General features: G+C 58.6%; 29 protein-coding genes and 1 tRNA gene. 23 read left to right on the top strand and 7 right to left on the bottom strand.

What is annotated here, in order from left to right; translation table 11 throughout:
* Positions 1-3: 3 nt before the first annotated feature.
* Entirely contained in the window at positions 4-921 is a 918-nt protein-coding gene (locus PS14A_RS19270) for a putative 2-dehydropantoate 2-reductase (protein ID WP_212616983.1), read from the bottom strand.
* Positions 922-1,060: 139 nt separating this feature from the next.
* On the opposite strand from PS14A_RS19270, the gene PS14A_RS19265 reads away from it, so the two are divergent.
* Both PS14A_RS19265 and PS14A_RS19260 read left to right on the top strand, forming a co-directional pair.
* A complete protein-coding gene (locus tag PS14A_RS19265; protein ID WP_016773491.1) occupies positions 1,061-1,546 on the top strand; it encodes a YajQ family cyclic di-GMP-binding protein in 486 nt (161 codons plus the stop codon).
* Positions 1,547-1,698: 152 nt separating this feature from the next.
* Entirely contained in the window at positions 1,699-2,541 is an 843-nt protein-coding gene (locus PS14A_RS19260) for a mechanosensitive ion channel family protein (protein WP_137214005.1), read from the top strand.
* Positions 2,542-2,658: 117 nt separating this feature from the next.
* Here the strand turns inward: PS14A_RS19260 and PS14A_RS19255 are convergent, their stop codons facing one another.
* A complete protein-coding gene (locus tag PS14A_RS19255) occupies positions 2,659-4,008 on the bottom strand; it encodes an OprD family porin (RefSeq protein ID WP_122602087.1) in 1,350 nt (449 codons plus the stop codon).
* Between the two features lie 888 nt (positions 4,009-4,896).
* On the opposite strand from PS14A_RS19255, the gene PS14A_RS19250 reads away from it, so the two are divergent.
* Positions 4,897-5,322, top strand: coding sequence for an HIT domain-containing protein (locus PS14A_RS19250; RefSeq protein WP_137214004.1), 426 nt, complete (start codon positions 4,897-4,899; stop codon positions 5,320-5,322).
* 3 nt (positions 5,323-5,325) lie between these two features.
* A complete protein-coding gene (locus PS14A_RS19245) occupies positions 5,326-5,532 on the top strand; it encodes a SlyX family protein (RefSeq protein ID WP_016773495.1) in 207 nt (68 codons plus the stop codon).
* A gap of 63 nt (positions 5,533-5,595) precedes the next feature.
* On the opposite strand, the gene PS14A_RS26770 is transcribed toward PS14A_RS19245, so the two are convergent.
* Positions 5,596-6,198 (bottom strand): cold-shock protein, encoded by a 603-nt coding sequence (locus PS14A_RS26770; RefSeq protein WP_130912237.1) that lies wholly within the window; start codon positions 6,196-6,198, stop codon positions 5,596-5,598.
* Positions 6,199-6,509: 311 nt separating this feature from the next.
* Between PS14A_RS26770 and PS14A_RS19235 the strand changes: the two genes are divergently transcribed.
* From PS14A_RS19235 to nadA, 19 genes are all read left to right on the top strand, one after another.
* Entirely contained in the window at positions 6,510-6,980 is a 471-nt protein-coding gene (locus PS14A_RS19235; RefSeq protein ID WP_016773497.1) for a Dps family protein, read from the top strand.
* A gap of 182 nt (positions 6,981-7,162) precedes the next feature.
* Positions 7,163-7,501: a ribbon-helix-helix domain-containing protein gene (locus PS14A_RS19230; RefSeq protein WP_130912236.1), complete on the top strand. Its 339-nt coding sequence runs from the start codon at positions 7,163-7,165 to the stop codon at positions 7,499-7,501.
* Between the two features lie 130 nt (positions 7,502-7,631).
* Positions 7,632-7,853, top strand: a complete 222-nt coding sequence (locus PS14A_RS19225) for a zinc ribbon domain-containing protein (protein WP_016773499.1) — start codon at positions 7,632-7,634, stop codon at positions 7,851-7,853.
* Positions 7,854-7,951: 98 nt separating this feature from the next.
* Positions 7,952-9,727, top strand: coding sequence for an aspartate--tRNA ligase (aspS, locus tag PS14A_RS19220; RefSeq protein WP_041479793.1), 1,776 nt, complete (start codon positions 7,952-7,954; stop codon positions 9,725-9,727).
* A gap of 119 nt (positions 9,728-9,846) precedes the next feature.
* Entirely contained in the window at positions 9,847-10,593 is a 747-nt protein-coding gene (locus PS14A_RS19215) for a YebC/PmpR family DNA-binding transcriptional regulator (RefSeq protein WP_034153419.1), read from the top strand.
* A 156-nt stretch (positions 10,594-10,749) separates the two neighbouring features.
* Positions 10,750-11,277, top strand: a complete 528-nt coding sequence (gene ruvC / locus PS14A_RS19210) for a crossover junction endodeoxyribonuclease RuvC (protein WP_016773501.1) — start codon at positions 10,750-10,752, stop codon at positions 11,275-11,277.
* A 114-nt stretch (positions 11,278-11,391) separates the two neighbouring features.
* Positions 11,392-12,000 (top strand): Holliday junction branch migration protein RuvA, encoded by a 609-nt coding sequence (gene ruvA / locus PS14A_RS19205; RefSeq protein WP_024014088.1) that lies wholly within the window; start codon positions 11,392-11,394, stop codon positions 11,998-12,000.
* Positions 12,001-13,062 carry a Holliday junction branch migration DNA helicase RuvB gene (ruvB, locus tag PS14A_RS19200; RefSeq protein WP_024014087.1) on the top strand — a complete coding sequence of 354 codons (1,062 nt, stop codon included), beginning with the start codon at positions 12,001-12,003 and terminating at the stop codon, positions 13,060-13,062.
* A 127-nt stretch (positions 13,063-13,189) separates the two neighbouring features.
* A complete protein-coding gene (ybgC, locus tag PS14A_RS19195; RefSeq protein WP_137214002.1) occupies positions 13,190-13,657 on the top strand; it encodes a tol-pal system-associated acyl-CoA thioesterase in 468 nt (155 codons plus the stop codon).
* Positions 13,647-14,342 carry a protein TolQ gene (gene tolQ, locus PS14A_RS19190; RefSeq protein ID WP_008080223.1) on the top strand — a complete coding sequence of 232 codons (696 nt, stop codon included), beginning with the start codon at positions 13,647-13,649 and terminating at the stop codon, positions 14,340-14,342. Before ybgC ends, tolQ begins: the two co-directional genes overlap by 11 nt.
* Before the next feature lie 23 nt (positions 14,343-14,365).
* Positions 14,366-14,818, top strand: a complete 453-nt coding sequence (tolR, locus tag PS14A_RS19185) for a protein TolR (RefSeq protein ID WP_160767866.1) — start codon at positions 14,366-14,368, stop codon at positions 14,816-14,818.
* Complete coding sequence (tolA, locus tag PS14A_RS19180; protein WP_130912234.1) at positions 14,818-15,894, top strand: cell envelope integrity protein TolA; 1,077 nt, start codon at positions 14,818-14,820, stop codon at positions 15,892-15,894. The genes tolR and tolA overlap by 1 nt, the downstream gene beginning before the upstream one ends.
* Positions 15,895-15,911: 17 nt before the next feature.
* A complete protein-coding gene (gene tolB, locus PS14A_RS19175) occupies positions 15,912-17,192 on the top strand; it encodes a Tol-Pal system beta propeller repeat protein TolB (RefSeq protein WP_178083739.1) in 1,281 nt (426 codons plus the stop codon).
* 52 nt (positions 17,193-17,244) lie between these two features.
* The gene (gene pal, locus PS14A_RS19170) at positions 17,245-17,742 is read left to right on the top strand and encodes a peptidoglycan-associated lipoprotein Pal (RefSeq protein ID WP_003178634.1); all 498 of its coding nucleotides are present in this window, start codon (positions 17,245-17,247) and stop codon (positions 17,740-17,742) included.
* Between the two features lie 6 nt (positions 17,743-17,748).
* Entirely contained in the window at positions 17,749-18,588 is an 840-nt protein-coding gene (gene ybgF / locus PS14A_RS19165; RefSeq protein ID WP_041479790.1) for a tol-pal system protein YbgF, read from the top strand.
* A 167-nt stretch (positions 18,589-18,755) separates the two neighbouring features.
* Positions 18,756-19,403 (top strand): 7-carboxy-7-deazaguanine synthase QueE, encoded by a 648-nt coding sequence (gene queE / locus PS14A_RS19160; protein ID WP_041479789.1) that lies wholly within the window; start codon positions 18,756-18,758, stop codon positions 19,401-19,403.
* Position 19,404: 1 nt separating this feature from the next.
* A complete protein-coding gene (queC, locus tag PS14A_RS19155; RefSeq protein WP_110646611.1) occupies positions 19,405-20,097 on the top strand; it encodes a 7-cyano-7-deazaguanine synthase QueC in 693 nt (230 codons plus the stop codon).
* Between the two features lie 62 nt (positions 20,098-20,159).
* A tRNA-Lys gene (locus PS14A_RS19150) sits at positions 20,160-20,235 on the top strand.
* Between the two features lie 272 nt (positions 20,236-20,507).
* On the top strand, positions 20,508-21,566 hold the full coding sequence (gene nadA, locus PS14A_RS19145; protein ID WP_016773509.1) for a quinolinate synthase NadA: 1,059 nt from the start codon (positions 20,508-20,510) through the stop codon (positions 21,564-21,566).
* Positions 21,567-21,744: 178 nt separating this feature from the next.
* Here nadA and PS14A_RS19140 read toward each other — a convergent pair whose 3' ends face one another.
* The 4 genes from PS14A_RS19140 to PS14A_RS19125 all read right to left on the bottom strand — a co-directional run bounded on the left by PS14A_RS19140 (position 21,745) and on the right by PS14A_RS19125 (position 25,558).
* A complete protein-coding gene (locus tag PS14A_RS19140; protein ID WP_212616982.1) occupies positions 21,745-22,233 on the bottom strand; it encodes an RDD family protein in 489 nt (162 codons plus the stop codon).
* 97 nt (positions 22,234-22,330) lie between these two features.
* Positions 22,331-22,543 (bottom strand): cold-shock protein, encoded by a 213-nt coding sequence (locus PS14A_RS19135; RefSeq protein WP_003227496.1) that lies wholly within the window; start codon positions 22,541-22,543, stop codon positions 22,331-22,333.
* A 403-nt stretch (positions 22,544-22,946) separates the two neighbouring features.
* Positions 22,947-24,071 (bottom strand): glycine cleavage system aminomethyltransferase GcvT, encoded by a 1,125-nt coding sequence (gene gcvT / locus PS14A_RS19130; RefSeq protein ID WP_130912230.1) that lies wholly within the window; start codon positions 24,069-24,071, stop codon positions 22,947-22,949.
* Between the two features lie 110 nt (positions 24,072-24,181).
* Positions 24,182-25,558, bottom strand: coding sequence for an L-serine ammonia-lyase (locus PS14A_RS19125; protein ID WP_016773512.1), 1,377 nt, complete (start codon positions 25,556-25,558; stop codon positions 24,182-24,184).
* Between the last annotated feature and the right edge of the window lie 137 nt (positions 25,559-25,695).

The following is a 25,695-nucleotide window of genomic DNA, read 5'->3' as shown; positions in this document are numbered from 1 at the left end:
TGCTCAGTCACTGGGCAATCCACGCTTGCGCAGATGCGCCACCAAACGTTGCTGCAACTGGTGCAGATGCGGCAGGTTCAACTGATGCCGCTCGGCAACTTTGCAGGCGTAGCCCAACAGATAGCTGATCTCGGTGCGGCGCTGGTTGGCGACGTCCTGAAACATCGAAGAGTAATTGGCGGCGGTGGCGTGGATCACTCGTTCGACTTCCGCTTGCAGATTGTCCGCCGCAGCCGGTTGGCCGCAGCGTTCGAGCAGTTCAGCCAGTTCGGCGCAGAGTGTGGCGACTTCGCAGTGATGCTCGCTCAGCCCGCCGTTACGGCAATTGTGGAGCACGGTCAACGGGTTGATCGCGCAGTTCAGCGCCAGTTTGCGCCACAACCGAGTGAGGATGTCAGCGCTCCATTCATGGGGAATGTTCGCCGCTTGCAGATCGTCCAGCCAGACCGGCGCCAGCGGATTCGCGCCATCGCCCAGCCAGTTGAAGCCGTGACCGGCAAACACCACGCGCCAATCGCCATCGCGGAACGCGCCCTCGGTGCTGGAGGCGCTGATGCAGCGCGCCTGTGGCACCCGCGCGGCGACGGCGTCCTGACTGCCGAGGCCGTTCTGCAGGAGGATCAGTTCGGCGTCCGGCGCGAGGCGGGAAGCGAGGCGGGCGACGGCCTCTTCGGCGTCATAGGCCTTGCACGCGACCAGCAATCGGCGAATCGGCTCGGGGCTGTCCGGGGTTTCGCCGGGAACTGCATAGGTATGAGCTTGTCCGTTTTCTACCAGGGTCAAGCCGCCCACTGCCGCATAGCTTTGCAAACGCGCCGCATCGCGCAGGATCAGCCGCACCGGCAAGCCGGCGCGGGCCAGACGTGTCGCCCAGAGTGTGCCGAGGCTGCCGGCGCCAAGTACGTGCCAGGTGGTCGACATCAGTTTTTTGCTCGATTGCTTGCAGGCATGTGCGGCTCGCCGTATCGGTAGGAAAGACCCGTTATAATGAGCCCGATTTTAACCGCAAGCCAAGCGCGCTCCATGCACATCGAGCGCGCCTTTTTATTGGAGAGATTACATGCCGTCGTTCGACGTGGTATCCGAACTGGACAAACACGAACTCACCAACGCGGTCGAGAACGCCGTGAAGGAACTCGATCGTCGTTATGACCTGAAAGGCAAGGGCAGCTTTGAGTTCAAGGAAAAGGACCTGACCGTCAGCCTCACCGCCGAAGCCGCGTTCCAGCTCGAAGCGATGATCGAAATCCTCAAGCTGGCGCTGACCAAGCGCAAGATCGACGTGCAGTGCCTCGAGGTCAAGGACGCTTACGCTTCGGGCAAACTGATGAAGCAGGACGCCATCCTCAAGGAAGGCATCGACAAAGAGCTGGCGAAGAAGATCGTTGGCCACATCAAGGAAGCCAAGCTCAAGGTCCAGGCCGCCATTCAGGGCGAGCAGGTGCGTGTCACCGGCAAGAAACGCGACGACCTGCAGGAAGCCATCGCGGCCCTGCGTGCCAAGGAATTCGGCATGCCGCTGCAGTTCAACAACTTCCGCGACTAAGCTTGGTCTGAAGGCTATGTGGGAGCGAGCCTGCTCGCGAATGCGGTGTTTCATTCAGCGATGAGTTGACTGACAAACCGCTTTCGCGAGCAGGCTCGCTCCCACAGTTGTTTTGAATACACCCCGGGAAGCCGGAAATCAGGAGATAGAACATGGATTTGAATGCTGAAGTGGACCACCTGGTCAAGGCGTCCCAGGCGTGGATCCCGATGATCATGGAATACGGCAGCCGCGTGCTGCTGGCAGTAATTACCCTGGCCATCGGCTGGTGGCTGATCAACAAGGTCACGCAAAAACTCGGCGGTCTGCTCGCCCTGCGCAATGCCGATCTGGCACTGCAAGGCTTTATCAGCAGCCTGGCCAACATCATTCTCAAGGTGCTGCTGATTGTCAGCGTTGCGTCGATGATCGGCGTCGAAACCACCTCGTTCGTTGCGGCTATCGGTGCTGCGGGTCTGGCGATTGGCTTGGCCTTGCAGGGCAGCCTGGCGAACTTCGCGGGCGGCGTGCTGATTCTGCTGTTCCGCCCGTTCCGCATCGGTGACTGGATCGAAGCCCAAGGTGTAGCGGGTACCGTCGACAGCATTCAGATTTTCCACACCGTGCTGCGTACCGGCGACAACAAGACCATCATCGTGCCCAACGGCAACCTGTCGAACGGCATCATCACCAACACCAATCGTCAGCCAACCCGTAAAGTCGTTTTTGATGTCGGCGTTGATTACGAAGCGGATCTGCAGAAGGCCCGTCAGGTACTGCTGGATCTGGCCAAGGATCCCCGCGTCATGCAGGACCCGGAGCCACAGGCAGTGATTTCGACATTGGGCGACAGTTCGATCACTGTTTCCCTGCGCGTATGGGTTAAAACTGCGGATTATTGGGATGTGATGTTCATGTTCAATGAACAGGCGCGTGATCGTTTGAAGGCTGCCGGGATTGATATTCCATTTCCGCAGCGGGTTATACGCGTAGTGCAGGAATCGGCGACGCAATGATAGGTTGCTAACTAAGTGCCTGAATTGTTGGCAAGGCATTAGTTGAATGAAGCACCAATAAAAAGGGCCCATCCGAAGATGGGCCCTTTTTTATTATCGCAAACTAACTGTTGGCGATTACAAGATCGACAGTGGGTAGTCGACGATCAGGCGGAACTCGTTGATATCGCCTTCAGCCTGATCGGTGTTGCCACGGTGCCATGCTTGACGAATACGGAAGGACAGGTCTTTGGCCGGGCCGGCCTGAACTACGTATTTGGCTTCAAGGTTGGTTTCGTGGTGCTTGCCATCATCACCGTAACCGTACGAACGGTATGGGCTGTCAGCATCCATTTTGGAGCCGTCAATGTCCCAGCCTCTCACATAACGGGTCATGAAGCTCAGACCTGGAACGCCGTACTCGGCCATTTTCAGGTCATAACGAATCTGTGCAGATTTTTCGTTCGGACCGTTGAAGTCGGAGTACTGGATGGAGTTGGCCAGGAAAATCGAGTCGCCACCGCGGTTGTTGTCACCTACGCCGACGTAGTCGAACGGCGTATCACCGTTGACCTTCTGGAAGGCGAGAGTCACGGTGTGGGCTTTCAGGAACGAAAGTGCGGTTGCCAGGGAGAACGTGGTGTTGCTGATATCACCAGCTTTCGAACTGCCCGAATCGGTAGTGCGGTAGATGTTGAAATCGGTGTTCAGCGACGTGTCACCACTGATTGGCAGCGTGTAGTTCACGTTGCTGTAGTACTGGTTCCAGATGTCCTTGAACTTCGAACCGTAGAGCGAGACGCTCAGGTTGTCGGTAATACCGTATTTACCACCGGCGAAGTCCATGGTTTTGCCGGTGACAGGGTCATCAGTGGTGCTGGAGTACTGCGAGTGCAGCTCGCCGTCGCTGTTCATCTCGTCCTGGCTGGAGGCCGAGTAGAAGTGGCCGGCTTCCAGATCCAGATTCTCGATTTCGCTGCTTTGCAGTTGGAAACCGGTAGCAGTCTGAGGAATCAGGCGCGAGCCGCCGACCGCGAAGACTGGAGCAGTGCTTGGCTGGAACTCACCGAATTTCAGCTCGGTCTTGGAGATGCGAGCCTTGATCGCTGCGCCTGCCTTACCCAGAGAATCGTTGTTGTGACCTTGCGAATCCAGGCTGGTGTTGCCCGAACCGGTGGTGCCGTCGCCGCCGTCGAGCTTGATGCCCAGGTAGCCGAATGCATCAACGCCAACACCAACGGTGCCTTGGGTGTAACCGGAGCTGAAGTTACCCAGGAAACCCTGGGTCCAGTCTTTCTGGTCATTGGAGGTGGTGTTTTTCTTGTCGCGGTTGAAGTAATAGTTGCGCAGCAACACATCAAACTTCGCGTCTTCAACGAAACCTTTGGCTTCAGCCTGGTCACTTACAAACGGGGCGGCCGTAGCCATTTGAGTACTGGCTGCTGCAGCAACTGCCAGTGCGATCATGCTCCACTTCATCACGCGCATCGTGATTTGCTCCTTTGGTTTTAGAAGAGTACTGCCGTCCCACCTGTTTTATTATCTGGGCGGCTCTTTCTTTTTGTGTCGGCGCAAACTTATATCACGCCGACAATGTTGGCGATACTTGCGAAACCAACCTTTCAGCTTCTTTACGGCGTTGTCGCAAAAGGAGCGCTGGATGTCGCAAATTCACAGTACCGATGCAGCCGGACTGACAACTTTATCGCTGTTTCCGGGCCTTTTTGCATCGCTAAAAAAGAGTCCCTGGCAAAACACTTGAATCTCCATCGGGCAACCCTGCCACTGTTTTTATTGGCTTCAGGCGACCACTTCCCGTGGTGCGCTTATAGTCCATAACGTTACGAATGCAACAAGCGTGCACAAACCGCAAAATCGCTGCGGTTATTTTTCTGCAATGCGCCCGCATATGTGAAAACCTTGTGAAAACGGGGCCTCGGGCCGGTTTTGTTGCAGGCTTGACGACATTCTCCCAATGGTGTTGCAACGCACCAAAGGTGCGCAAGACAACCAAAAACGTTACCGGTTCACCCCGCAGTGAGTATTTGGCGGATGCCCGACCCAGTGAGCGTAGACGTGTTGTGCAGTTTTGGTGCAAAAAAATCACCACTGGACGCAAGTAAATCTGGCGCCGCGCGATTCGAGGGTCGACAGATCAAGGATTTTCATGCGGCCCTTCACGTCAAGGCTCATGTCCGGGGCTGTATTGGTGCGTCGGCGAGATAAATGTCTCATGTCGGCGCGCTTGCTGAATTACCGCCGAGGGGACGCGTGAAGCCCGCTGCATTCGCAGGTATGCTGCCGTTCTGTCGCTTGGCGCGCTGCTTCTAGGGGCGGCCGCTAAGCTGAGTTATAGGATCAGCGGGAGTACTCACAGTGTTTGCTTTGGATTCACGACTTCAACAGGACACCCTGGTCATCGGCGACTTTCCGTTGTGCCGGCTGTTGCTGTCCAACGACAGCAATTACCCGTGGTTCATCCTGGTGCCTCGTCGCGAGGATATAAGCGAGTTGTTTCAGTTGGATGTCGCCGACCAGCACCAGCTCTGGCGGGAAACCACCACCCTGGCCGAGTTGCTCAAGGATTCCTTCGACGCCGACAAGCTGAATGTGGCAACCCTGGGTAACGTTGTCAGTCAGTTGCACATGCATGTGATCGTACGTAAACGTGACGATGCTGCGTGGCCGGCGCCGGTCTGGGGCAAGCATCCGGCTAGGCCGTACAGCGCGGAACAGGTAGCAGCCATTCGCGAGCGCTTGCGTCTGGTGCTGACCGAAGAATTCACCTTTGTGGAGGGCTGAGTCATGAGCCTTGAAGAGCGCGTAACCGATCTGGAAAGCCGTCTGGCCTTTCAGGATGACACTATTCAGGCATTGAACGATGTGCTGGTGGCCCAGCAGAGAGTCATCGAGCGCCTGCAATTGCAGATGGAGGCGCTGATCAAGCGTCACGAAGAAATGGTCGGGCAGTTCGGTGCCTTTGAAGAAGACGCGCCGCCACCGCATTATTGAACCATTCGCCAGGCATAAAAAAACCGCGGACAGCCAGGCTGTTCGCGGTTTTTTTGCTTTGGATCAGCGACGCGGCAGAGCGGCGATCACGTCCTCGGCTTGCAGGCCTTTGTCGCGGTTCATCACCGAGAACTCGACGCGCTGGCCTTCGACCAGAACACGGTGGCCTTCGCCACGAATGGCGCGAAAGTGCACGAAAATATCATCACCGGAGTCCCGGGAGATAAAGCCGAAACCCTTGGAAGTGTTGAACCACTTCACGGTGCCGGTATCGCGATTGCTCATGTCATAGGTAGTCGGCGCAGCGGCTGGTGACGATTTGTAGAAGCTGACGGCCAGGTGCAGCACCACGGCAACCAGGGCGATCACCAGGCTGAACAACACCGCCGGCTGGCCAGCGATGACCGGCATCGGCGCGATCAGGGTCAAGGTTTGCAGGACGACAGTCAGCACGAGCAGGGCGCTGACCAGATTTTGCAGATGCTGGCGCGGGCCTTTGTTCCAGTAGGGGATCACTGGAGCGATGACCAGGTTCAGCAGGCCGAAAAAGGCCAGGTAAAGTGCATCGGGCTGTTGCAGATAAGGAACGGCTTCGGCTTTCAGGCTGGGTATGAACGACAGCAGCAAGGCTGCTGCGCCCATTAGCAGGTGGACGATTTTCAACATTTTGATTGGCTCACGTTATGACGGCTCACAAGGAAGAGCTGAAGGCGCACGGTTCGCTTCAGGACAAAATAAGAGGCGGTGGACACGTACACGGCATCAGCCTATGCGCGACGCCCCGGAAAATGGGGCATGGCGACACACTGCCTATTTAACAGCAAAGCCTGCGGCTACTCAAATCAGCCCGGCCAGCGGCAGAGAAACGGTCGATTTGTCGCAGCCTGATCACGGATTGATAGCTGCGAGCCGGCGCTTGCCTTGCTAAAGTGGGGCTGAACCTGCTGGATGAATCCAATCACTGTTAGGGGGTAAGCATGGCAATTGATATCGGTATCAGCGAAGAAGACCGCAAATCCATCGTCGAAGGGTTGTCGCGACTGCTGTCCGACACCTATGTGCTGTATCTGAAAACCCATAACTTTCACTGGAACGTCACCGGCCCGATGTTCCGCACGCTGCACCTGATGTTCGAAGAGCAATACAACGAGCTGGCGCTGGCCGTCGATTCGATCGCCGAGCGTATCCGTGCGTTGGGCTTCCCGGCGCCGGGTGCCTACGCCACCTACGCGCGTCTTTCTTCTATTAAAGAAGAAGTCGGTGTACCGAGCGCCGAAGACATGATCAAGCAATTGGTCGAAGGCCAGGAAGCGGTGACCCGTACCGCGCGCGGCATTTTCCCGCTGCTGGACAAGGTCAGCGACGAGCCGACCGCTGACCTGCTGACCCAGCGCATGCAAGTGCACGAGAAAACTGCGTGGATGCTGCGCGCGCTGCTCGAGGAATGATCCGGCCGCTGCGGACGGCGTGAGGTCGTCCGCATGCTGTCCAGACTCTTACCGTTGGCGTTGGCTTATCCTACGAGGCTGGTCAACAAATCGTATGGCGCTGACTTTGTCACTGGGTTTTTATGAAGGCGCAAGGATGTTGCCTTATAAATCAGCAGTCATGGCAAAGGAGTGTCAACGCTATGGTAGAAGAAGACAGGCGAAGCGACAGGATGTCGGCTTCGCGGCACGTAATAAAAGTCGACCCGTTTGTCAGCGAGTTCGACATGAATCTGATCCGGCCGTTGTCGCGATCGATTCGCCTCAACGGATTTGCGACCTGTCTGCGCCTGGAGCAGGTCTACTGGAATATCCTCGGCGGCATGGCCGAGGATAACCACTGTTCGATCAGCACACTGTTATCCCATGTCGACCGCGAGGTGCATCTGCGTCACGGCGGGGTGAAGAATTTCAGTGCGTTGGTGCGGGTGGTTTGCGTCATGAACGGGATCAAAGACCTCGCACCCACCGTTTCGCGCTGAAACGGCGGTTGCAACGAGGTTGCGGGCTGTGCAGTGTTACGGCTGCACAGCCCGCATTTAATGGATATAATCCCGCGCTTTCGCCGCAAAGCCCTGCGCGCGGCAGCAATCTGATCGCCGAGACACCCCCATGCCAATGTACGATTACCAATGTGCTTCCTGTGGTCATCAGTTGGAAGCCATTCAGAAGATCAGCGACGCACCGTTGGTCGACTGCCCTGCCTGCCAGGCGCCCGAACTGAAGAAGCAGCTGTCCATGCCGGGTTTTCGCCTCAGCGGCAACGGTTGGTACGAGACCGATTTCAAGACCGGAGCCAAGAAGAATCTGGCCGGTGGCGACAAAGCTGACTAGGGTTCAAACCCTGAACGAACGACACGCGTGAGTTGCCGCCTTGCTTGAAGGCGACGGTTACTCCACCGAATTTCGAATTACGAGAAGCGAACCACACCATGATGCGCAGCCACTATTGCGGCCAACTGAACGAAAGCCTGGAAGGCCAGGAAATTACCCTTTGCGGATGGGTTCACCGTCGCCGCGACCACGGCGGGGTGATTTTCCTCGATATCCGTGATCGTGATGGTCTGGCCCAGGTGGTGTTCGACCCGGATCGCGCCGAGAGCTTCGCCGCCGCCGATCGCGTGCGCAGCGAATACGTCGTGAAGATCACCGGCAAGGTACGTCTGCGTCCGGCCGGTGCGACCAACGCCAACATGGCTTCGGGCATGATCGAAGTGCTCGGTTACGAACTGGAAGTGCTGAACGAGTCGGAAACCCCGCCGTTCCCGCTCAACGAGTTCTCCGACGTCGGCGAAGAAACCCGCCTGCGCTATCGCTTCCTCGACCTGCGTCGTCCGGAAATGGCCGAGAAGCTGCGTCTGCGTTCGCGCATGACCACCAGCATCCGTCGCTTCCTCGACGAAAATGGCTTCCTTGACGTCGAAACGCCGATCCTGACCCGGGCCACCCCGGAAGGCGCGCGTGACTATCTGGTGCCGAGTCGTACCCACGCCGGTTCGTTCTTCGCCCTGCCGCAATCACCGCAGCTGTTCAAGCAACTGCTGATGGTGGCCGGCTTCGACCGTTACTACCAGATCGCCAAGTGCTTCCGCGACGAGGACCTGCGTGCCGACCGTCAGCCGGAATTCACCCAGATCGACATCGAGACCAGCTTCCTCGATGAAAAAGAGATCATGGGCCTGACTGAGCAGATGATCCGCAATCTGTTCAAGGAAGTGCTGAATCTGGAATTCGGCGAATTCCCGCACATGACCTTCGAAGAAGCCATGCGCCGCTACGGTTCGGACAAGCCGGACCTGCGTATTCCGCTGGAACTGGTCGACGTTGCCGACCAGCTCAAGGAAGTCGATTTCAAGGTGTTCAGCGGCCCGGCCAACGATCCGAAGTGCCGCATTGCTGCACTGCGTGTTCCAGGCGGGGCGAGCATGCCGCGCAAGCAGATCGACGATTACACCAAGTTCGTCGGCATCTACGGTGCCAAGGGCCTGGCGTACATCAAGGTCAACGAGCGCGCTGCCGGTGTTGAAGGTCTGCAATCGCCGATTGTGAAAAACATCCCGGAAGACAAACTCAACGTGATCCTCGATCGCGTTGGCGCAGTCGATGGCGACATCGTGTTCTTCGGTGCCGACAAGGCCAAGATCGTCAGCGAAGCCCTGGGCGCGCTGCGGATCAAGCTCGGTCACGACCTGAAGCTGCTGACCTGCGAGTGGGCGCCAATGTGGGTCGTCGACTTCCCGATGTTCGAAGAGAACGACGACGGCAGCTTCTCGGCGCTGCACCACCCGTTCACCGCACCGAAGTGCACCCCGCAGGAACTCGAAGCCAACCCGGCCGGCGCACTGTCCCGTGCGTACGACATGGTGTTGAACGGCACCGAGCTGGGCGGCGGCTCGATCCGTATCCACCGCAAGGAAATGCAGCAAGCGGTATTCCGTCTGCTGGGCATCAACGAAGCGGAACAGGAAGAGAAATTCGGCTTCCTGCTCGACGCGCTGAAGTACGGTGCACCGCCGCACGGTGGTCTGGCCTTCGGTCTGGACCGTCTGGTGATGCTGATGACCGGCGCCCAGTCGATCCGTGAAGTGATCGCCTTCCCGAAAACCCAGAGTGCTGCCGACGTGATGACGCAGGCTCCGGGCGTAGTGGATGCCAAGGCACTGCGCGAGCTGCACATTCGCCTGCGCGAAACGCCAAAGGCTGAGTAAGACGGGCCTGAAGGCGCATCTTCGGATGCGCCTTTTTTCTTTCTCAGGTCGAATTTTTCAATTGCCGGCCGCTGCCTTGGCAGGGCGGGCAAGGTTTCAAAGAGCATTCGGAGCAAGTTATGGCAGGTCATTCCAAGTGGGCAAACATCAAGCACCGCAAAGAACGTCAGGATGCCAAGAGGGGCAAGATCTTCACCAAGTGGATCCGTGAACTGACCGTTGCGGCCCGTCAGGGTGGCGGCGATCCGGGTTCCAACCCGCGTTTGCGTCTGGCTCTGGACAAGGCGTTGAGCGCCAACATGAGCCGCGACATCATCGACCGTGCCGTCGCGCGCGGTGCCGGTGCCACTGAAGCGGACAACGTTGAAGAACTGACCTATGAAGGCTACGGCCCGGGCGGCGTGGCGGTGATGGTCGAGTGCATGACCGACAACCGCAACCGTACCGCCGCAGCGGTGCGCCACGCGTTCAGCAAGTGCGGCGGCAACCTCGGCACCGACGGTTCGGTGGCGTATCTGTTCGAGCGCAAGGGCCAGATCAGCTTCGCCCCGGGCGTCGATGAAGACGCACTGACCGAAGCGGCGCTTGAAGCCGACGCTGATGACGTGGTCACCCACGAAGATGGTTCGATCGACGTGTTCACCTCGTTCACCAGCTTCTATGCGGTGCGTAACGCGCTGGAAGCGGCCGGGTTCAAGGGTGACGACGCGGAAATCGTCATGCAGCCGACCACCAGTGCCGAGCTGGATCTGGAAGGTGCGGAGAAGGTGCTCAAGCTGATCGATATGCTTGAGGATCTGGATGACGTGCAGAACGTCTACTCCAACGCGGATATCCCGGAAGACGTCGCCGCTCAGCTTGGCTGATAAGCGACTAGTCTTCCCTGTGGGAGCGAGCCTGCTCGCGAAAGCGGTGTGTCATTCAGCACCTGTATGTGCTGACATACCGCCTTCGCGAGCAGGCTCGCTCCCACATTTGCTATTGGCTGTCAGGTAAATCGTTTTTATGAATCTGCAGGCGTTATGACTCTAATTCTTGGTATCGACCCCGGTTCGCGCATTACCGGTTACGGGATCGTTCGCGATACCGGGCGGGGCGGCTGCATTTATGTGGCTTCGGGCTGCATTCGCACCGGCTCCGGCGAGCTTCATGAGCGCCTGCAAATCGTCTATCGCGGCGTGCGCGAAATCATCAAGACCTACGGCCCGGTGACCATGGGCATCGAAAAGGTGTTCATGGCGAAAAACGCCGACTCGGCGCTGAAGCTCGGACAGGCGCGGGGCGCTGCGATTGTCGCCGGCGCCGAAGAGTGTCTGGAAATCGCCGAGTACACCGCCACGCAAGTCAAACAGGCCGTGGTCGGCACCGGTGCGGCCAATAAGGAGCAGGTGCAGATGATGGTCATGCACATGCTCAAGTTGACCAGCAAGCCGCAGATCGACGCCTCCGACGCCCTCGCGATCGCCATTTGCCATGCGCACACGCGCTCAAGCCTGCTGCCGCACGGGCTGGGAACCGCACGCAGTCGTGGCGGGCGCCTGCGTCTCTGATAGCATCAGCATCAATTTTCCTGAAAGTGGCTTTGCGGTGCCTGTGTTGCCGGCACGCAAGCCACCTTCAATCGTCGCCAGCCCACGGCTGGCCAGCGCTCAAGGATTCAAAACGTGATTGGACGCTTGCGCGGCACCCTGGCTGAGAAACAGCCGCCGCACCTGATTCTCGATGTGAACGGCCTCGGCTATGAGGTGGAAGTGCCGATGACCACCCTGTATCGGCTGCCGTCGGTCGGTGAACCGCTGACCCTGCATACCCATTTGGTCGTACGCGAAGATGCGCAATTGCTCTATGGTTTTGCCGGCAAGCGTGAGCGAGACTTTTTCCGTGAGCTGATTCGTCTCAACGGCGTCGGGCCGAAACTGGCGCTGGCGTTGATGTCGAGCCTGGAAGTCGATGAGCTGGTGCGCTGCGTGCAGTCTCAGGACACTTCGGCGCTGACCAAGGTGCCGGGGGTTGGCAAGAAGACCGCCGAGCGTCTGCTGGTGGAATTGAAGGATCGCTTCAAGGCCTGGGAAACCTCGCCGGCGATGTTCGCGCTGGTGCCCAATCAGCCGGACGGCCCGGCGCCGGTCAACAGCGCCGAGACCGATGCGGTCAGCGCGTTGATCTCCCTGGGCTACAAGCCGCAGGAAGCGAGCAAGGCGATTTCCGCGATCAAAGACAAGAACCTGAGCAGCGAAGACCTGATCCGCCGCGCTCTGAAGGGAATGATTTAAGTGATTGAAGCTGATCGTCTGATCGCCGCCGCGCACAGCCCGCGCGAGCGCGAAGAAGTCCAGGACCGGGCCATCCGCCCGGTCAGCCTGGCCGACTACATTGGCCAGCCGACCGTGCGCGAGCAGATGGAACTGTTCATCCAGGCCGCCCGTGGCCGCAGCGAATCCCTCGACCATACGCTGATCTTCGGTCCGCCCGGGCTGGGCAAGACCACGCTGGCCAACATCATTGCCCAGGAAATGGGTGTGTCGATCAAGAGCACCTCCGGGCCAGTGCTGGAGCGCCCGGGTGATCTGGCCGCGTTGCTGACCAATCTTGAGCCGCACGACGTGTTGTTCATCGACGAAATCCATCGTCTGTCGCCGATCGTTGAAGAAGTGCTGTATCCGGCGATGGAAGATTTCCAGCTCGACATCATGATTGGCGAGGGGCCGGCGGCGCGCTCGATCAAACTCGATCTGCCGCCATTCACGCTGGTCGGCGCCACCACCCGCGCCGGCATGCTGACCAATCCGCTGCGTGATCGCTTCGGTATCGTCCAGCGCCTGGAGTTCTACAGCACGGCGGATCTGGCTACGATCGTCAGTCGTTCGGCAGCCATTCTCGGTCTGCCGCTGGATCCGGAAGGTTCGTTCGAGATCGCCCGTCGCGCCCGTGGCACGCCGCGAATTGCCAACCGTCTGCTGCGTCGGGTGCGCGATTTCGCCGAAGTCCGCGCCAAGGGCCACATCACCAAGGCGGTGGCGGATCTGGCGCTCAATCTGCTGGATGTCGACGAGCACGGTTTCGATCATCAGGACCGGCGTCTGCTGCTGACTATGATCGAGAAGTTCGACGGCGGCCCGGTCGGTATCGACAGTCTGGCGGCGGCGATCAGTGAAGAACGCCACACCATTGAAGACGTGCTCGAGCCGTACCTGATCCAGCAGGGCTATATCATGCGCACGCCACGGGGCAGGGTGGTGACGCGGCATGCCTATCTGCATTTCGGTTTGAATGTTCCGTCACGCATGGGCGAGATGCCCGTGGCAGACGAGTTTCTCGACGCCGTCGACGATTGATACACATTTGCTGGTGATTTATTCAGGGTTTGTACTGTCAGACGACGGTACTTTTGCGTTAAAGCGTTGAAACCACGAAAAACAGTTGTCTGGCCGGATTGGCAACCTGAGGAGTAAGCACTAGAGTATGCGCGCGCAAAACGGGCTTGAGCCGTTCGCACATCGTTGTCGCGTTTATTACGAGGACACCGATGCGGGCGGCATCGTGTATTACGTTAATTACCTCAAGTTTATGGAACGGGCTCGAACCGAGCGGCTACGGGAACTGGGCTTTGCCCAATCGCAGCTTGCCGGAGAGGACCTGTTGTTCGTCGTGCATTCCAGCGAAGCGCGCTACCACGCGCCGGCGCGACTGGATGACGAGCTGCTGGTAAGCGCTGATGTAATCGAATTGAACCGTGCCAGCCTGCGCTTCAAACAGCAGGTCAGGCGGGCCACGGATAATGTGCTGCTCTGCGAAGGGCAGTTTTTGGTGGCCTGCGTGCGCACCGACAGTTTGAAACCCCGGGCCCTTCCCGAAGACCTGCGTGCGGCCTTCGCCGACGCGGTCGGCCCGGGTACACACTCAAAGCAGGAGATAAAGCGTGGAAGCTAACGTCGTCGACCATTCCTCCATGTGGAGCCTGGTCAGCAATGCCAGCATCGTGGTGCAGTTGGTAATGTTGACCCTGGTGGCCGCATCGGTGACCTCATGGATCATGATCTTTCAGCGCAGCAATTTGCTGCGTGCCGGTCGACGCGCCCTGGAGAGCTTCGAAGAGCGCTTCTGGTCGGGTATCGACCTGTCGAAACTGTACCGTCAGGCCGGCAGCAACCCTGATCCGGATTCGGGCGTGGAGCAGATCTTCCGTGCCGGCTTCAAGGAGTTCTCCCGTCTGCGTCAGCAGCCAGGTGTCGATCCTGAAGCAGTGATGGAAGGTGTCGCCCGTGCCATGCGCGTGGCCATCTCGCGCGAAGAAGAGAAACTCGAGCAGAGCCTGCCGTTCCTCGCCACCGTCGGTTCGGTCAGCCCGTACATCGGTCTGTTCGGTACCGTGTGGGGGATCATGAACTCCTTCCGCGGCCTGGCCAGCGCCCAGCAAGCGACCCTCGCCACCGTTGCCCCGGGTATCGCCGAAGCCCTGATCGCCACCGCGATCGGCCTGTTCGCTGCGATCCCGGCGGTCATCGCTTACAACCGTTTTGCTGCGCGCAGCGAAACCTTGCTGGGCCGCTACTACACCTTCGCCGATGAATTCCAGGCGATCCTGCACCGCAAAGTGCACACCAGCGAAGAATAAGCAGGTATTTCCCGATGGCTTTAATCGCTCGAGCTCGCAAAAAGCGCAAGCCGGTCGCCGAGATGAACGTGGTGCCCTACATCGACGTGATGTTGGTGCTGCTGGTCATCTTCATGGTGACCGCGCCGATGCTCAATCAGGGCGTGAAAGTTGATCTGCCCAAGGTTTCCAGCGAAGCCTTGCCGCAAGACAACAACACCCAGGTCCTGACCATTTCGATCAAGGCTGACAAGACCTACTACTGGAACCTTGGCAGCGAAGTCGACACCGAGAAGCAACAGGACAGGGCCATGACCCTGCCGCAAATGACCGACGCGGTGACCAAGATCATCCGCGCCGGCACCGAGGGCGGCAAACGCACCCAGGTGTTCATTCGTGGCGACAAGACTGTCGACTACGGCGCCGTCATGGGTGCCATGGGCGGGTTGCAGAAAGCCGGGGTCGGTAACGTTGGTCTGATTACCGAGGCCCCCTGATGCAGCAACAGCGAGAGCCGTCCGCCTCGGAAAGCTACTTCTGGCCTAGTGTTCTGGCAATCGTCCTGCACGTGCTGGTGTTCGGCATGCTGTTCGTCAGTTTTGCCTTCACGCCCGAGCTGCCGCCGGCCAAGCCGATTGTCCAGGCGACTCTGTACCAGCTGAAATCGAAAAGTCAGGCGACCACCCAGACCAATCAGAAGATTGCGGGTGAGGCGAAGAAATCCGCCGCGCGCCAGACCGAAGTCGAGCAGATGGAGCAGAAAAAGATCGAACAGGAAGCGGTGAAGGCGGCGGAACAAAAGAAAGAGGAAGCGGCTCAAAAGGCCGAGGAAGCCAAGAAGGCCGACGAGGCGAAAAAAGCGGACGAAGCGAAAAAGGCTGATGAAGCCAAGAAAGCCGACGACGCGAAGAAAGCCGAAGCGAAAAAGGCCGAAGAGAAACAATTGGCTGATATAGCCAAGAAGAAGGCCGAAGACGAAGCGAAGAAGGCTGCTGAGGAAGAGGCGAAGAAAGCCGCTGCGGAAGAAGCCAAGAAAAAGATCGTCGAAGACGCGAAGAAGAAAGCCGCCGAAGACGCCAAGAAGAAAGCTGAAGCTGAAGAGGCGAAGAAGAAAGTCGCCGAAGACGCGAAGAAGAAAGCTGCTGCCGATGCTGCGAAGAAGAAAGCGCAGGAAGCGGCACGCAAATCTGCCGAAGACAAAAAGGCCCAGGCCCTGGCAGACCTGCTTTCCGACACGCCGCAGCGCCAGCAGGCCCTGGCCGATGAGCAAGGTGACGAAGTAGCCGGCAGTTTCGATGACCTGATTCGTGCTCGTGCAGCAGAAGGCTGGGCTCGTCCTCCTTCGGCGCGCAAGGGCATGACGGTCGTGCTGCAAATTGGCATGTTGCCGGACGGTACCGTGACTTCGGTCACCGTATCCAAGTCCAGTGGTGACGGTCCGTTCGATGCTTCGGCAGTCGCGGCAGTGAAGAATATTGGACGTTTGACAGAAATGCAGGGAATGAAGCCGAGCGATTTCGCTCCGTATCGTTCATTCAAGATGACATTCACACCTGAGGATCTAGCCTTGTGAGAAACCTTCTTCGAGGAATGCTGGTCGTGATCTGCTGCATGGCAGGGATCGCGGCGGCAGATGAAAAGAACATTCTGGTCACCAGCGGCAGCGATCGGGCTACTCCGATCGCCGTCGTACCGTTCGGCATGCAGGGCGGCGCCGTGCTGCCAGACGACATGGCTGAAATCATTGGCAACGACTTGCGCAACTCGGGCTACTACTCGCCGATTCCGAAAGCCAACATGATCAGCCAGCCAAGCCAGCCGAGCGAAATCATCTTCCGTGACTGGAAGGCGGTAGGTGCTCAATACATGATGGTCGGCAGCATCGCCCCGGCGGGCGGTCGCCTGCAGGTGCAGTGGGCACTGTTCAACGTCGCTACCGAACAGAAAGTGGCTGACGGCAGTGTTTCCGGCACGACCGACCAGATCCGTGATATGGCGCACTTCATTTCCGATCAGTCGTTCCAGAAACTGACCGGTATCGACGGCGCGTTCTCGACACGTCTGCTGTACGTGACGGCCGAGCGTTTCTCCGAGAAGAACACGCGCTACACCCTGCAGCGTTCCGACTATGACGGCGCCCGCGCAGTGACTCTGCTGCAATCGCGCGAGCCGATTCTGTCGCCACGTTTTGCACCGGACGGCAAGCGTATCGCCTACGTATCGTTCGAGCAGAAGCGTCCGCGCATCTTCATGCAGAACATCGACACCGGTCGCCGTGAGCAGATCACCAACTTCGAAGGCCTCAACGGCGCGCCAGCCTGGTCGCCGGATGGCAATCGCCTGGCGTTCGTGCTGTCCAAAGACGGTAACCCGGACATCTACGTGATGAACCTCGGTTCGCGTCAGATCACCCGTGTGACGTCCGGCCCAGGCATCAACACCGAGCCGTTCTGGGGCAAGGATGGTTCGACCATCTACTTCACCTCGGACCGTGGCGGCAAGCCGCAGATCTACAAAACCAGCGCCAGTGGCGGTGGTGCCGAGCGTGTGACGTTCGTTGGCAACTACAACGCCAACCCGAAACTGTCGGCTGATGAAAAGACTTTGGTGATGATTCATCGTCAGGATGGCTTCACCAATTTCAAGGTGGCAGCTCAGGATCTGCAGCGGGGTAGTGTAAAGATCCTCACTGATAGCACTCTGGACGAGTCACCTACTGTTGCGCCCAACGGCACCATGGTAATCTACGCCACCCGCCAACAGGGCCGGGGAGTCTTGATGCTCGTGTCCATTAATGGGCGCGTGAGGCTCCCGCTTCCTACCGCTCAAGGCGAAGTCAGAGAACCGTCCTGGTCCCCTTACCTGAAGTGAGCGGGCGCTACACGTTTTACTTAACACACTGGGGTTCATTAGGAGTTTCACGATGGAAATGCTGAAGTTTGGTAAATTTGCTGCGCTGGCTCTGGCCATGGCTGTAGCTGTAGGTTGCTCGTCCAAAGGCGGCGACAACGCCGGTGAAGGCGCTGTTGATCCAAACGCTGGTTACGGCGCAAACACTGGTGCCGTTGACGGTTCCCTGAGCGAAGAAGCTGCTCTGCGCGCAATCACCACCTTCTACTTCGAATACGACAGCTCGGACCTGAAGCCAGAAGCCATGCGCGCTCTGGACGTTCACGCCAAAGACCTGAAAGCAAACGGCGCTCGCGTTGTTCTGGAAGGCAACACCGACGAACGTGGTACTCGTGAGTACAACATGGCACTGGGCGAGCGTCGTGCGAAAGCCGTTCAGCGCTACCTGGTACTGCAAGGTGTTTCCCCAGCTCAGCTGGAACTGGTTTCCTACGGCGAAGAGCGTCCAGTTGCTACCGGCAACGACGAGCAGTCCTGGGCCCAGAACCGTCGCGTCGAACTGCGTAAGTAATTCGATATGCGAACGTGCCGTCGTGCTGTAACTGTTCTGGCTCTCAGCCTCGCGCCGCTTGCGGCGTGGGCTGCGGTTCCTGTGGTCGATGACAACTCCGGTTATAACAATAGCGGGAGCAGTTATCCGCCTGCGGGTTACGGTACGAACGGCGCCTATGCCGGGGGAGCGGCTTCGGCCCCTGCCTCGGCACAAGGCATGCTGTTCAACCAATTGCAACAGATGCAGGATCAGATCTCGCGCCAACAGGGCGTGATCGAAGAACTGCAGAATCAGGTTGCGCGCATGAAGCAGGAATCCCTGGAGCGATACCAGGATCTTGATCGGCGCATAGGATCCGGCGTTGCACCAGCCGCGACTCCCGAGAATTCTTCTGCCGGTGGCGATGCAAGTGCTGCTGCCGGTGCTGCCGCAGGCGCGGGTGCTGCTGCGGCAGCCCAGGCCCCTGCCGCGGGTAGCGAACCGGCTGATCCGGCGAAAGAAAAGCTGTATTACGATGCCGCTTTCGACCTGATCAAAGCCAAGGATTTCGACAAGGCCAGCCAGGCCTTTGCCGCTTTCCTGCGCAAATACCCCAACAGCCAATACGCGGGCAATGCCCAGTACTGGTTGGGCGAAGTCAACCTGGCCAAGGGCGATCTGCAAGGTGCAGGTCAGGCTTTCGCCAAGGTTTCGCAGCTGTATCCCAAGCACAACAAGGTGCCGGATTCGCTGTACAAACTGGCTGACGTAGAGCGTCGCCTTGGTCACACCGACAAGGTCAAAGGCATTCTGCAGCAGGTGGTGTCCCAATATCCGGGCACTTCCGCCGCGCAGCTGGCCCAGCGTGATTTGCAGCGCATGTAAGCCTGTTTATCCGTGTTTTGAAGAAACCCGCGCTTGTCGCGGGTTTTTTCGTTAGAATTCACGCCCTTTTTCTGAAACACGCTTCTTGTGGTCTACGCGTTGGCGGGATTGCCTGAAGTGCCTGACGGAGGCGGACAGCCTGTTTAGCTGTTACGCCCGTGGCGACTATGCAAGACACATTGAGAATCACCGAAGTTTTCTACTCGTTGCAGGGGGAAACTCGGACTGCCGGGCTGCCCACGGTTTTCGTGCGCCTGACCGGTTGCCCGTTGCGTTGCCAGTACTGCGACAGCGCTTATGCGTTCAGCGGCGGCACCGTCCGCACCCTCGACGACATTCTTGAGCAAGTGGCCGGATATCGTCCGCGCTACGTCTGTGTCACCGGCGGTGAGCCGTTGGCCCAGCCGAACGCCATTCCTTTGCTTGAACGCTTGTGTGATGCCGGTTACGAGGTGTCGCTGGAAACCAGCGGCGCCCTTGACGTATCCGCTGTCGATCCGCGTGTCAGTCGCGTCGTCGATCTGAAAACGCCGGGCTCGAAAGAAGCCCATCGCAATCGTTACGAGAACATCGAACTGCTGACCCGCAACGATCAGGTGAAGTTTGTCATCTGCTCGCGGGAAGACTATGACTGGGCAGTATCGAAACTGATCCAGTACGGGCTTGATCGACGTGCGGGTGAAGTGCTGTTCTCCCCAAGTCATCATGACCTCAATGCCAGGGATCTGGCGGATTGGGTGGTGGCAGACAACCTGCCAGTGCGGCTGCAACTGCAGTTGCATAAATATCTATGGAATGATGAGCCGGGGCGCTGAGATGATTGAACAACTGAACACTACCGAAAAACGTGCCGTTATCCTGCTTTCGGGCGGCCTCGACTCGGCCACCGTCGTCGCGATGGCGCGCGCCGAAGGCTACGCCTGCTACACCATGAGCTTCGATTACGGCCAGCGCTCACATGCTGAATTGCACGCCGCCGCCCGCGTTGCTCGCGATCTGGGTGTGGTCGAGCACAAGGTCATTGGCCTGAACCTCAATGGCATGGGCGGCTCGGCGCTGACCGACACCAGCATCGACATTCCGGAAGAGCTGGGCGAAGGCATTCCGGTGACTTACGTGCCGGCGCGCAACACGGTGTTCCTGTCGTTGGCACTGGGTTGGGCCGAAGTGCTCGGCGCCCGCGATATCTTTATCGGTGTCAACGCAGTGGATTATTCCGGCTACCCGGATTGCCGTCCCGAGTTCATCGAGTCGTTCGAGCGCATGGCCAATCTGGCGACCAAGGCTGGGGTGGAGGGCAACGGTTTCCGCATCCAGGCTCCGCTGCAGAACCTGAGCAAGGCGCAGATCGTCCAGGCGGGCGTGAAGCTCGGCGTTGATTACGGGCTGACGGTTTCCTGCTATCAGGCCGACGATGAAGGCCGCGCCTGCGGCAAATGCGACAGCTGCCGCCTGCGTGCAGAAGGCTTCGCGGCAGCTGGTGTGGACGATCCAACCCCTTATTTTTGATTTTTTCAAAAAAGGTGTTGAATAGTCCTTAAAAATCAGTATTATACGCGCCACCACACAGCGGGTCGTTAGCTCAGTTGGTAGAGCAGTTGGCTTTTAACCAATTGGTCGTAGGTTCGAATCCCACACGACCCACCATATTTGGCGGTTTAGAAAATCCGGAAGGCCCACGAAAGTGAGGATTTCCGGGTTTTTTTTTGCCTGCAATTCGGGCGTTCGATGTTTCAGTAAGACCCGACCTGACACAGGTCAGAATCATCTTTTGTATCAACGGGATATTCTGTAGCCTTGCGCAGCTTCAACGCTGTCCCGTGCCTGATGATACTCACTCTCCCGGCGGTACCCTCTAGCGGTCCGGAGCCGGGTGTATACTCGACTTTCGCGCGAATGCGCCTGCAGGTCTTGCGAACATGACGCAGATTTCCGAACGCCTTCTGGTTCAAGCCCACCTCGACGCCAAACAGCCGAAACCGCTGACGGCAGAAGAGGAGGCTTATTACCGTTCCGCCATCGCCGCCGAGCTCAAGGCTCAGGACGCGGTGCTGGTTGCCCACTTTTATTGCGATCCGGTGATTCAGGCCCTGGCCGAAGAAACCGGCGGCTGTGTTTCCGACTCCCTTGAAATGGCCCGCTTCGGCAACGCGCACCCGGCCAAGACCGTGGTGGTCGCCGGCGTCAAGTTCATGGGCGAGACGGCAAAGATTCTCAACCCGGAAAAACGCGTGCTGATGCCGACCCTGGAGGCGACCTGCTCGCTGGACCTGGGTTGCCCGGTCGATGAGTTCTCGGCGTTCTGCGACCAGCACCCGGAACGTACCGTGGTGGTGTATGCCAACACTTCCGCCGCCGTGAAGGCTCGGGCTGACTGGGTGGTGACTTCGAGCTGCGCACTGGAGATCGTCGAAAGCCTGATGGACAACGGCGAGACGATTATCTGGGGTCCGGACAAGCACCTGGGCACTTACATTCAGCGCAAGACCGGCGCCGATATGCTGCTTTGGGACGGTGCCTGCATCGTTCACGAAGAGTTCAAGTCCAAGCAGCTCGAAGACATGAAAGCGCTGTATCCGGACGCGGCGATTCTGGTGCATCCGGAATCGCCAACTTCGGTGATCGAACTGGCGGATGCCGTCGGTTCCACCAGTCAGTTGATTGCTGCCGCGCAAAGCCTGCCGAACAAGACCCTGATCGTCGCCACCGACCGTGGCATCTTCTACAAGATGCAGCAGCTGTGCCCGGACAAGGTCTTCATCGAAGCGCCAACCGCCGGTAACGGCGCGGCGTGCCGCAGTTGCGCGCATTGCCCATGGATGGCCATGAACACCCTGGAGCGCACGCTCAAGAGCTTGAAGGAAGGCACCAACGAGATCTTTGTCGATCCGGCGCTGATTCCCCAGGCGATCCGCCCGTTGAAGCGCATGCTCGACTTCACCCAGGCAGCGCGGATGAAGCTAGCCGGTAACGCCTGAGTCCCCCTTGTAGGAGTGAGCCCTGTGGTGAGGGGATTTATCCCCGTTCGGCTGCGCAGCAGTCGTAAAGCAGCGCACGCGGTGTGTGGGATACACCGCGGTGGTTGATTTTGGGGCGGCTTCGCCACCCAACGGGGATAAATCCCATCGCCACAGGGGGGACTCCTGAGTATGGAAATTATTTGTTCTTCTTTGGAATTCGCACCACGCGCGTATCCGAATAGATGTCATGCCAGGTGCGTTTCTGCTTGTCGAACAGCGACCAGAAGAAACCCAGCCCGACACACAGCCACGACGCGATCGACACCATAAAGCGCAACAGCGCCTGCCACAGGCTGATGGCCGTGCCGTTGGCGTTCTGCACGCGGATGCCCCACACCTGCATGCCCAGTGTCTGCCCGCCATGGGTCCAGAACTTGGCGAAGAAGCCGAACAATACCAACAGCAGCACCGTGGAATACAGCGGATCACCATCGAGCTGGCCGGCGTCGGTCATCACCCGCAGCCGTTCTTCGCCAATGATCGCGGCCTGGATCAACTTATAGATGAAGCCGGTGACGATCAGCAGGGCGGTGCACAGCAGGAAGTCGTAGAACATTGCCGCCAGACGACGACCGAGAGCAACGGGAGGAAAGTCCCCTTGCGGTGTGAGCAGGTGTTTCGACATGGCAGCCTCGGGACGCGAATGGAAGCGCCATTTTACGGATTGGCGCGCACAAAAAAGCCCCTGATATCAATATCAGGGGCTTTTTCGTATCAGAAGATCAGGCTTCTGCTTGTACTTCGTCAGCCTGCATGCCTTTCTGGCCTTGCACAGCAACGAAAGTCACTTTCTGGCCTTCTTTCAGGCTTTTGAAGCCGTTGCCCTGAATGGCGCGGAAATGTACGAACAGATCCGGACCGCTTTCTGGAGTGATAAAACCAAAACCTTTCTCGTCGTTAAACCACTTGACGGTACCGCTCTGACGTGTGGACATTTCTTATTTCCTTTGACGCATAAATTGATGACAGCCCCTTTCACATGAAAGAGTACTGGAGCTGGTTGCAAGGAGTAAGAAGACGTCGAGCGGGATGTAGCTAACTTGTAGGCTACTGCCCAGGTCACGATTCCAAGCTGACCCATGCAAACACAGTGGACAAACTCTACGCCAACTACGGGAGAAAAAACAAGCCCTGCGAAGGCCCCGGTTTTACTGCTCTTCGTGGCAGTTCGTCAGCACACTAGTTCAGTCTTAAACGATTGTCTGGTTCTATTTTCAGCAAACGTTATAAGCAACGTTCATATTCGAAACGGATGTTAAAAAACGCACTGTTTTATGGCGATTGCGTTACACATTAGTGCACGTATAACGCAATCGCGTTACTTATAGAAACAGTCGATCAACCGCGATAGTAGCGTTGTGCAACAAATGGCATTTTGCTTACAAGCATTTGCACCTTTTTCCCACGGACGATGGCCCACACAGGTGTATCGAGCGCGACGTAAGCGCTGTCAAGGTAACCCATCGCCAATGGCCCGCCCAAGGTCGGACCGAAGCCGCCGCTGCAGACGCTGCCGATGATCTCGCCGGCCTCGTTGACGATTTCTGCGCCTTCACGCACCGGGGTGCGCTCCTGTGGCAGCAGGCCGACGCGTTTGCGTGCGACGCCATTTTGTTGCTGCGCGAAAATTTGCTCGGCGCCCGGGAAACCGCCGGCCCGCGCGCCGTCAGGGCGGCGTGGCTTGGAGATCGCCCAGAGCAGGCTGGCTTCAATTGGTGTGGTCTCGGTGTTCATGTCATGGCCGTACAGGCACAGGCCGGCTTCCAGACGCAGCGAGTCACGGGCGCCGAGGCCGATGGCCTGGACCTCTGGTTCGGCAAGCAGGGCGCGGGCGAGTTTTTCCGCTTCGGCGGCCGGGACGGAGATCTCGAACCCGTCTTCACCGGTGTAGCCCGAACGGCTGACAAAGCAGTCCACGCCGAGCAATGACACACGCTTGAACTGCATGAAAGTCATCTTCGCCACGTCCGGCGCAAGACGCGCCAGCACAGTGACGGCTGCCGGACCTTGCAGGGCGAGCAGGGCGCGCTCTTCGAACAGCGCCGTAATGGTGCACTGATCGCCGATGTGTTTTTGCAGATGCGCGAGATCCTGATCCTTGCACGCGGCGTTGACCACCAGGAACAACTCGTCGTTACCGAGGTTGGCAACCATCAGGTCATCGAGGATGCCGCCGCTTTCGTTGGTGAACATCGCGTAACGCTGCATGCCCACCGGCAGGTCGATGATGTCCACCGGCACCAGGGTTTCCAGGGCTTTGGCCGCATTGGCGCCGGTCAGACGAATCTGGCCCATGTGCGAGACGTCGAACAACCCGGCTTGCTCACGGGTGTGCTGGTGTTCTTTCATCACGCCGAGCGGGTATTGCACGGGCATGTCGTAGCCGGCGAACGGCACCATGCGCGCGCCGAGTTCGAGGTGCAGTGCGTGTAGCGGGGTTTTCGACAGGTGTTCGGTGGTCATGCGTGGCTCCTTTGAATTTGGGTTGCGGGTGAGAGGCAAGATCAAGAGCCCCTCACCCCAGCCCTCTCCCGGAGGGAGAGGGAGCTAGTTACGTTTGGCTGAGTTCGTAATCAGCATTCGATAATGTTGACCGCCAGGCCGCCGCGGGCGGTTTCCTTGTATTTGCTTTTCATGTCGGCGCCGGTCTGGCGCATGGTGCGGATGACTTTGTCGAGGGAGACGAAATGCTGACCGTCGCCACGCATGGCCATGCGCACCGCGTTGATGGCTTTCACCGAGCCCATCGCGTTGCGCTCGATGCACGGCACCTGCACCAGGCCGCCGATCGGGTCGCAGGTCAGGCCGAGGTTGTGTTCCATGCCGATTTCCGCGGCGTTTTCGACTTGCTGCACGCTGCCGCCGAGCACTTCGCACAAGGCGCCGGCCGCCATTGAACAGGCCACACCGACTTCACCCTGACAACCGACTTCGGCGCCGGAGATCGAAGCGTTTTCCTTATAAAGAATGCCGATTGCGGCAGCGGTCAGCAGAAAGCGCACGACGCCGTCGTCATTCGCCCCGGGAATAAAGCGCATGTAGTAATGCAGCACCGCCGGAATGATGCCCGCCGCGCCGTTGGTGGGAGCGGTGACCACGCGCCCGCCGTTGGCGTTTTCTTCGTTGACCGCCAACGCATAAAGATTGACCCAGTCGAGCACCGACAGCGGATCGCGCAGCGCCGATTCCGGGTTCTTGCACAGCTGCCGATGCAGCGCCGCCGCCCGGCGCTTGACCTTCAAACCGCCCGGCAAAATCCCTTCGTTACGGCAACCAGCGGCAACGCAGTCCTGCATCACTTGCCAGATTTTCAGCAGGCCGGCACGGGTTTCCGCTTCCGGGCGCCAGGCGCTCTCGTTAGTCAGCATCACCTGACTGATCGACAGCCCGTACGTAGCGCAATGACCGAGCAAATCCTTGGCACTTTTGAACGGGAAGGTCAGCGGCGTGGCGTCTTCGACGATGCGATCGGCGCCGGCAGCATCTTCATCGACAACGAAACCACCGCCGACCGAGTAGTACTCGCGACTGCGGATCTGAATCCCCGCCGCATCGAAGGCGCGAAAGATCATGCCGTTGGGGTGGTAGGCCAACGGTTTGCGGATCATCGCCAAGTGTTCTTTCTCGTTGAACGCGATGCTGTGTTCACCGAGCAGATTCAGTCGGCCATTGCCGCGAATCTCTTGCAGCCTCGCCGCGACCGTCTCGGTGTCGACTGTGTCCGGATGCTCGCCTTCGAGGCCGAGCAGCACGGCTTTGTCGCTACCGTGACCTTTACCCGTGGCGCCAAGCGAACCGTACAGCTCGACGCGCACGCTGGCGGTGCTGGTCAGCAGGTTTTCACGGCGCAAGCCCTCGGCGAAGCGCGCAGCGGCGCGCATCGGGCCGACGGTGTGGGAGCTGGAGGGACCGATGCCAATCTTGAACAGGTCGAACACGCTTAACGACATGAGTGGTTCTCCGGTTTCTTGTTATGGGGATTGGCGCAGTTTTTGAAATCGGTGTAGATCCCTCGTGGGAGCGAGCCTGCTCGCGAAAGCGTCGGACCAGCCACCATTTACGTTGACTGAAATGGCGCCTTCGCGAG

This window comes from Pseudomonas sp. 14A, from assembly GCF_018132745.1.
Classification (GTDB): Bacteria; Pseudomonadota; Gammaproteobacteria; order Pseudomonadales; family Pseudomonadaceae; genus Aquipseudomonas; species Aquipseudomonas mercuritolerans.
This window is presented reverse-complemented; position numbering and strand designations above follow the sequence as displayed.